Here is a 7,356-nt window from a genome sequence, read left to right as displayed (position 1 = left end):
GCTAGTCGGTTTTATCGTTCCCACGCTTTGCGTCACTGCCATTAAGTTAAGCGCTTCCCAACCATGTAATCCGTTGGCTGAGCGGAGCCGAAGCCAACAATTCGATTCGACTCCCCTCAGCGAACACCCTAATGCCACTTTGCGCGGGAACGCAGATAGGGACGCTCTGCGTCCCACACCGATGAAGCGAGATACGGGATTGCCAAACAGCAAAATTGATTTTATTCATGTCCGACGGAACTAACTACTTAACCCTCATCCCCGCAACCGCCCCGTCATCAGGGCTCAACACAAAAATATCGGTCCCACCCGGCCCCGCCGCCAACACCATGCCTTCCGATAGGCCAAACTTCATTTTTCTTGGCGCAAGATTGGCTAAAACCAACGTTAACCGTCCTTCCAAGTCTTCCGGTTTATATGCGGATTTGATACCGGCAAACACAGTTCGGGTTTCATCGCCGATATCAACGGTCAGTTTCAGTAATTTATCCGCTTCCGGCACCGATTCCGCCTTGATGATCTTGGCGACGCGTAAATCCATTTTGGCAAAGTCGTCGATCTGGATGGTGTTGGCGATGGGCTCAAATTGTTTGGCTTTGGGTTCGTCTTTGGCTTTATCGCTGATTTTTTCCAGGCTTTCTTTCGATGCTTCGATGATTGCCGCGATTTTATCAGCTTCAACCCGCGTCATCAGCGGCTTGAATTCGTTGATGCTATGACCTTTTAGTGGCTGCATTCCGGCGACCCAATGTTGGCTTTCAATTGCCAAAAACTGTTCAGCTTCCTCAACCAAGGCTGGCAGTACAGGTTTGAGATACGCAGTAAGAACGCGGAACAGGTTGAGTCCGATCGAACATACATCATGTAATTCCTGGCCTTTGCCGTCTTCTTTAGCGAGCAACCAGGGCTTTTTATCGTCGATATACGCATTGGCCTTGTCAGCTAAGGCCATAATCTCGCGCATAGCTTTGGCGAATTCACGGGTTTCGTACAACTCGGCAATGGTAGGGTTCGTGTTGACAAAGTCGGCAAATAACTCCGGTTCTGAACAATTTTCAGATAAGCGGTTAGCAAATCGTTTACTGATAAAACCGCTACATCGGCTGGCAATATTGACGACTTTACCGACCAAATCGGAATTCACCCGTTGGCTGAAATCGTCGAAGTTAAGGTCAATGTCGTCCACACCGGCGCTGAGTTTGGCGGCAAAATAATAGCGCAGGTATTCGGGGTTTAGGTGATCGAGGTAAGTTCTTGCCTTGATGAACGTGCCACGGGATTTGGACATCTTCTCGCCATTCACCGTTAAAAAACCGTGGGCAAAAATGGCGCTAGGTGTCCTAAACTGCGCTCCACTTAACATGGCCGGCCAGAACAGCGCGTGAAAATAGATAATGTCTTTGCCTATAAAATGGTACAGCTCGGCATCGCTATCTTTACGCCAGAACTCGTCAAAATCCAACCCTTGCTTATCGCAGAGATTTTTGAAGCTCGCCATGTAACCGATGGGCGCGTCCAGCCAGACGTAAAAATACTTGCCTGGCGCATCGGGAATTTCAAAACCGAAATAAGGCGCATCGCGGCTGATGTCCCATTGCTTCAAACCACCATCCAGCCACTCAGCCAGTTTATTACTTATTTCAGGCTGCAAATGTCCGGCTGTCGTCCACTCGCGCAACATGTCATTAAAATTTTCCAGATTGAAAAAGTAATGCACGGAATCTTTTGGAACAGGTTTTGCGCCTGAAATAGCCGACACAGCATTCTTTAGGTCTGTAGGTGAATAAGTCGAACCACACACTTCACAGCCGTCACCATATTGCTCAACTGCACCGCATTTAGGGCAATCACCTTTGATAAAGCGGTCAGACAAGAACATCTTCTTGACCGGATCGTAACCTTGGGTAATGGTGCGCGAGTTAATATGTCCGGCATCCCGCAACCGCTCATAGATCAACGACGAAAGCGTTTTGTTTTCTTCCGAATGGGTGCTGTGGTAATTGTCGAAAGCCACGCCGAATTCATCGAAATCTGCCTGATGTTCTTTACTGACTTTGGAAATAAGTACTTCCGGCGTAATGCCTTCCATATCTGCCCTCAGCATGATCGGCGTACCGTGAGTATCATCGGCACACACGTAATAGCACAGGTTGCCGCGTTGCTTTTGGAAGCGCACCCAAATATCAGTTTGTATATATTCGACCAAATGACCGATATGGATCGGGCCATTGGCATAAGGCAAGGCACTGGTGACGAGGATTTTTCTAGTGGACATGTTAAACAGATAGGCCAAAAATTAATGGCGCATTATGGCATAAAACGGCTACTTCTACATGCGACGCGACCAGTTGATTTACTGTAGAATGAGGACGATAAATAGACAAAATAGCCACAAGCCGCATGAAAACTCATACCACAAACTACTACAACGCATTTATCGAAGTTGCGGCAGATTGTCCTGTGACAACGGGAGAAATTCCGCCAACCAAAGGAAATAACCCATCTGCTGCCAATATCCAATTTGAAATGATTAGTCAAAATCCATACCAATTTACGTCCGACGACATTATTTTTAGTGTCTACGTGACAAAAAATAGTTTAATCGCCGACGAACTTATCCAAGCAAGAGAACAATTTTTCTCCAAAGGACAACCTTGCTTACGGACATCACCTTTAGCAAAGCGGTATGGCTGGGGAATACATAGCAACGAAGAAGGGAAAATTGCCCTGTATGGTGTTGAAACTGAAGAATATGCAAGGTTCTCAAAAGACCAAACCATAAAAAATATTTCAGCAATGAGAACCACAAAAAAATAAATGTTTAATAGGCTTCATAGCCACTGTAACCAGGACACCAACCAAATGACGCAAATAGTCAAAACTGACATAGAAAACGCCCTAAAAACCATCATTGATCCTAATCACGGGCTCGACCTGGTTTCCGCAAAATCGGTTAAATCCATTGGCATCGAAAATAATGCGGTCACTATAAAAATAGAACTGGGCTACCCCGCCTTAAGTTATCACAATGAATTGAAAGCGGCTGTGGAACAGCAACTGAAAACGCTTGTAGACGTAGGCTCGATCACAGTTGAAGTTTCCACCAAAATCATCTCCCACGCTGTCCAACAAGCGCTAAAACCCCAACCCAATATCAAAAACATTATCGCCGTGGCTTCAGGTAAGGGCGGGGTTGGCAAATCCACCACCACCGTCAATCTGGCGCTGGCGTTAGCGGCAGAAGGCGCAACTGTCGGCATTCTGGATGCGGATATTTATGGCCCCAGCATACCCACCATGCTCGGCCTGTCCGGTTATCCAGAAAGCCTGGACAACAAAACCATGCTGCCCAAAATCGCTTACAACATCCAAACCATGTCAATCGGTTATTTAGTGGACGCAGGCCAAGCCATGATCTGGCGCGGCCCGATGGTCACCAATGCCTTGCAGCAATTGCTCAGGGACACCAATTGGGACAATATCGATTACTTGATCGTAGACCTGCCGCCCGGCACCGGCGACATCCAACTGACCTTATCGCAGCAGATACCCGTCAGCGGCGCGATTATCGTCACCACGCCGCAAGACATTGCCCTGATTGATGCCCAACGCGGCTTAGGGATGTTCCAAAAAGTGAATGTCCCTGTGCTGGGAATTGTTGAAAACATGAGTATGCATATATGCAGCAACTGCGGACATAGCGAACCCATCTTTGGCACTGGCGGCGGCGTGGTGATGGCGGAAACCAACCATGTCGATTTTCTGGGCGCGTTGCCGCTAGACATCAACATCCGCATCCAGGCCGATTCCGGTAAACCCACGGTTGCCGTTGATCCAGACAGCCCAGCCGCGCAGATGTACAAAGCTATTGCCCGTAAAGCCACGGCAAAACTGGCATTGAAGGCGAAGGATTTTAGTACGCGGTTTCCGAATATTGTTATACAAAATACTTAACACAATAAAAAATGGCTAAATATAACAGAAGCATAAATGAACTCAGAACCAAGGCTGCGCTATGGTGGCCTGAAGAATTGAAGGCAAAAAATGCATTAGCCAATGTACTTCCCTTACTTTTAAAAACACAAGAAGACTTTTTTGAGACTAATTGTTTTAAGCAAAAATGACCCTTTTCAGCTGTTCGATTTAATAAAAGCGGCCAATTACCCAGCAAATCTTTTTCTCAAGCAATTAGCCGTCTTAGCTGATTATGGCGGCGAACCCATTCAACGATTATCGCGCTCATTCAAAGAAATATTTCCGGCTGAAAATGATAGCTATTTTTTTGATTTTATATGGAGAGCAAACATATAGATATGAATTTAAAGCCCTTCCGATAAAAGGGCTAGACAACGAAAAACTATGTATTGATGGCAAAGGCCTAATTATCGAAAAGGAACTAGACAATTTAACGTGCGATATGATTGCATTGTTATTGTTCGCGTCTACTTCTGACTATGCAGAACACGCTGGGCTGAGCGTTTGTGAAATTGGTACGTTGCTTGGCAACGAAGATGACCTAATGAAGTATGTTAGGCAACGATATATCACAGTTAGCCGAATTACAGGTGGTGCAACGGCAAATAGTTTAGGACAACTTGCACAATCTGAAATTGTAACCTTCCTTGCAAACAGCCTCAGTAGTGAATACAAAATAACCAGAAATGGTTACATTGCCATTGATGGATATGACAAAAAAGGCGGAATGCCTTTCGATTTGGTTGTCGAAAAAGGGAAGAAAAAAATCGGCATTGAGGTTACTTTCCAAGTTACTACAAATAGCACCATTGAAAGAAAAGCAGGGCAAGCAGCAGATCGTCAAACATTGATGCACAAAAACGGCTATCAAATTGCTTACGTTATTGATGGTGCAGGAAATTTTCAACGTTCTTCCGCAATTTCCACAATTTGTAACCATAGCGATTGCACCGTCGCTTACACAGTTGCGGAGTTTGACATATTGTCCGAATGGATAAAAACCGTCCTATGATCAAGTTTATAGACTTATTTGCAGGGACAGGTGGTATCCGATTAGGATTTGAAAGCGTCTGTCAAAAGTTTGGTTTAAAAACGGAGTGCGTATTTTCATCTGAAATCGATAAGAATGCTTGTGCTTCTTACGAGCTAAATTTTGGATACAATCCTTTTTCCGATGTGACCAAAGTTGAGAAGTTACCTCCATTTGATTTTATGCTGGCAGGTTTTCCTTGCCAGTCCTTTTCCTACGCGGGAAAACGTAGAGGATTTGGCGAAACACGGGGGACATTGTTTTTTGAAGTTGAACGGTTGCTTACCAAATACAAACCCAAAGGCTTTTTGCTTGAGAACGTAAGAGGCTTGACCACACATGACCAAGGACGCACTTTTGAGACTATTATCCAGAGCCTGAAAAATATTGGCTATAGTGTTGACCATTTCCTGTTAAATAGCAGTAACTTTGACGTTCCGCAAAATAGGGTTCGTATATACATAGTTGGCATATTAAATGCGCCCATTAACATGACCTTGCAATCTGATTTGGGGGCACCGGATTCCCATAAATTCAAGGAAAGGAATGATCAGCTTTCAATATTTTCCGAACCTAAAACCAGTAAAGTCGTGAAAGATATTCTTGAAAACGATGTTCCAGAAAAATATGAATGCACGGAAGAATTTATGTCCAAATTAAGAAAAGTTGTTGGTGACGACCTTTCAAAATTACACGGTTACAGATTGATTGATTACAGAGGCGGACAATCAATACATTCTTGGGAATTGGGAATAATAAGCTCCTTAATTGAAAAAGGCTATTTGAGCGCTTATGACAATAAATATAATCCCGTCGCAGGGAATATGTCTTTTGAAATCTTCAAATTTCTCGACCCTGAAAGTATATCAATCACGCTCACTGCTTCGGATACAAACAGGCTTGGAATCATTCAAAATGGTAAGGCGCGCAAACTGACTCCACGAGAATGTGCAAGACTTCAAGGTTTTCCAGATAGCTATAAATTATTGGACAACGACAAAGCAGCCTACAAACAAATGGGTAATGCTGTTTCTGTTCCTGTAATTGAAGCCGTTGTTGCAGACTTAATTGAAAACAATAATGTATTTGATAGGGCTATTATTTGGCCTGCTATAAAGCATCCAAAATATTTAGTAAGGTAGCCTAATGGAGCAACGCGAAATCCGGAATTTCGTGGCATTGAATACCCGTATTCCGCTCCGCTTCATACGGGCTACCAATGCAAATATAGTTAACCTGAAAAATTAGCCGAAGCAAATTCCCAATTAACCAAGGCCCAGAACGCTTCCAGATAGGCTGGGCGGGCGTTGCGGTAATCGATGTAATACGCGTGTTCCCAGACATCACAGGTCAACAGGGGCTTATGTCCGTCTGTTAACGGGCAGCCAGCATTGCTGGTGCTGACCAAGGCTAATTTGCCTTCAGGGTTTTTTACCAACCAAGCCCAACCAGAACCGAATGTGGTTACTGCACATTTTGTGAATGCTTCTTTGAAACCCGCAAACGATCCAAACTCTGCATTAATCGCATCGGCCAGTGCGCCTGTAGGTTCGCCGCCACCGTTAGGTGACAAACTGTTCCAATAAAAAGTGTGGTTCCAAACCTGGGCGGCATTATTGAAAATGCCACCTGACGATTTCATGACAATTTCTTCAAGCGTCAAGCCCTCAAACTCAGTTCCCGGAACCAAGTTGTTCAGGTTGGTCACATAAGTTTGGTGATGTTTGCCATAATGGTAATCCAATGTTTCTTCGGAAATATGGGGTACCAATTTATTTTTACTATACGGTAACGGGGGTAATTCAAAAGCCATGCTGTCTCCTTGATTAACAAACACATTCACATTCTCCAATGGGAAAATGCAATACCCGACCATTTTAGTACATATTTAACCCGGCAAATTTATCTTATAGGTAAACACTGTGTTTAAATTTTGAGATGAAATAAAAACTGTTTTGCCATTAACTTGTCAATGTAAATGGGGACGTACGTTATCAACCTATTTATTAGGCGTATTCATTCGGCGTTGTGAAGCATTAATTCCCATTCGCCTTGTCGAAAGGAGTGTGTGCTTCGACAAGCTCGGCACATGCTCCCATTACACCCTTTAAGTGTTAATAGTTTCATAAGTTGCCGCAGGTAAGACGCATACATTATAAAGCCATATCTATAATCATATTTGTGGTAAGTACCAACCAGCCTTTATTAAAAAGTCGTCCCAGCAAATATCTGGTGATGACAACTCTGACTATCGTTGCTATCACTGTTGCTTTATCTTACACTCCCATTTTAGCTTTTATCAGTTTTCAGCCATTGCCGTTATCTTTGCTGAACTTGTTGGGCGGGATAAT

At 44.2% G+C, this 7,356-nt stretch carries 8 protein-coding genes; 6 read left to right on the top strand and 2 right to left on the bottom strand.

Translation table 11 applies throughout. The features are described 5' to 3' along the window. A partial coding sequence (locus tag ABL924_RS17010) for a hypothetical protein (protein ID WP_349028290.1) occupies positions 1 to 244 on the top strand: 244 nt, incomplete at its 5' end. On the opposite strand, the gene metG is transcribed toward ABL924_RS17010, so the two are convergent. Further along, positions 245 to 2,275: a methionine--tRNA ligase gene (gene metG, locus ABL924_RS17005; protein WP_349028289.1), complete on the bottom strand. Its 2,031-nt coding sequence runs from the start codon at positions 2,273 to 2,275 to the stop codon at positions 245 to 247. It abuts the gene before it with no gap. 125 nt (positions 2,276 to 2,400) lie between these two features. Between metG and ABL924_RS17000 the strand changes: the two genes are divergently transcribed. From ABL924_RS17000 to ABL924_RS16980, 5 genes are all read left to right on the top strand, one after another. Beyond that, positions 2,401 to 2,817: a DUF6157 family protein gene (locus tag ABL924_RS17000; RefSeq protein ID WP_349028288.1), complete on the top strand. Its 417-nt coding sequence runs from the start codon at positions 2,401 to 2,403 to the stop codon at positions 2,815 to 2,817. Next, positions 2,818 to 3,954 (top strand): iron-sulfur cluster carrier protein ApbC, encoded by a 1,137-nt coding sequence (gene apbC, locus ABL924_RS16995; protein WP_349028287.1) that lies wholly within the window; start codon positions 2,818 to 2,820, stop codon positions 3,952 to 3,954. A gap of 11 nt (positions 3,955 to 3,965) precedes the next feature. Beyond that, entirely contained in the window at positions 3,966 to 4,124 is a 159-nt protein-coding gene (locus ABL924_RS16990) for a hypothetical protein (RefSeq protein WP_349028286.1), read from the top strand. A 143-nt stretch (positions 4,125 to 4,267) separates the two neighbouring features. Next, positions 4,268 to 4,987: a hypothetical protein gene (locus ABL924_RS16985; protein WP_349028285.1), complete on the top strand. Its 720-nt coding sequence runs from the start codon at positions 4,268 to 4,270 to the stop codon at positions 4,985 to 4,987. After that, a complete protein-coding gene (locus ABL924_RS16980) occupies positions 4,966 to 6,147 on the top strand; it encodes a DNA cytosine methyltransferase (protein ID WP_349028284.1) in 1,182 nt (393 codons plus the stop codon). The genes ABL924_RS16985 and ABL924_RS16980 overlap by 22 nt, the downstream gene beginning before the upstream one ends. An 89-nt stretch (positions 6,148 to 6,236) precedes the next feature. On the opposite strand, the gene sodB is transcribed toward ABL924_RS16980, so the two are convergent. Beyond that, positions 6,237 to 6,818, bottom strand: coding sequence for a superoxide dismutase [Fe] (sodB, locus tag ABL924_RS16975; protein WP_349028283.1), 582 nt, complete (start codon positions 6,816 to 6,818; stop codon positions 6,237 to 6,239). Between the last annotated feature and the right edge of the window lie 538 nt (positions 6,819 to 7,356).

It is taken from the genome of Methyloglobulus sp. (genome assembly GCF_040079455.1).
GTDB lineage: Bacteria > Pseudomonadota > Gammaproteobacteria > Methylococcales > Methylomonadaceae > Methyloglobulus.
This window is presented reverse-complemented; position numbering and strand designations above follow the sequence as displayed.

Excerpts from the sequence above, each read along its gene's own strand:
- metG (WP_349028289.1), bottom strand. The coding sequence starts at position 2,275 with ATGTCCACTAGAAAAATCCTCGTCACCAGTGCCTTGCCTTATGCCAAT.
- ABL924_RS17000 (WP_349028288.1), top strand. The coding sequence starts at position 2,401 with ATGAAAACTCATACCACAAACTACTACAACGCATTTATCGAAGTTGCG.
- apbC (WP_349028287.1), top strand. The coding sequence starts at position 2,818 with ATGTTTAATAGGCTTCATAGCCACTGTAACCAGGACACCAACCAAATG.
- ABL924_RS16990 (WP_349028286.1), top strand. The coding sequence starts at position 3,966 with ATGGCTAAATATAACAGAAGCATAAATGAACTCAGAACCAAGGCTGCG.
- ABL924_RS16985 (WP_349028285.1), top strand. The coding sequence starts at position 4,268 with ATGATAGCTATTTTTTTGATTTTATATGGAGAGCAAACATATAGATAT.
- ABL924_RS16980 (WP_349028284.1), top strand. The coding sequence starts at position 4,966 with ATGGATAAAAACCGTCCTATGATCAAGTTTATAGACTTATTTGCAGGG.
- sodB (WP_349028283.1), bottom strand. The coding sequence starts at position 6,818 with ATGGCTTTTGAATTACCCCCGTTACCGTATAGTAAAAATAAATTGGTA.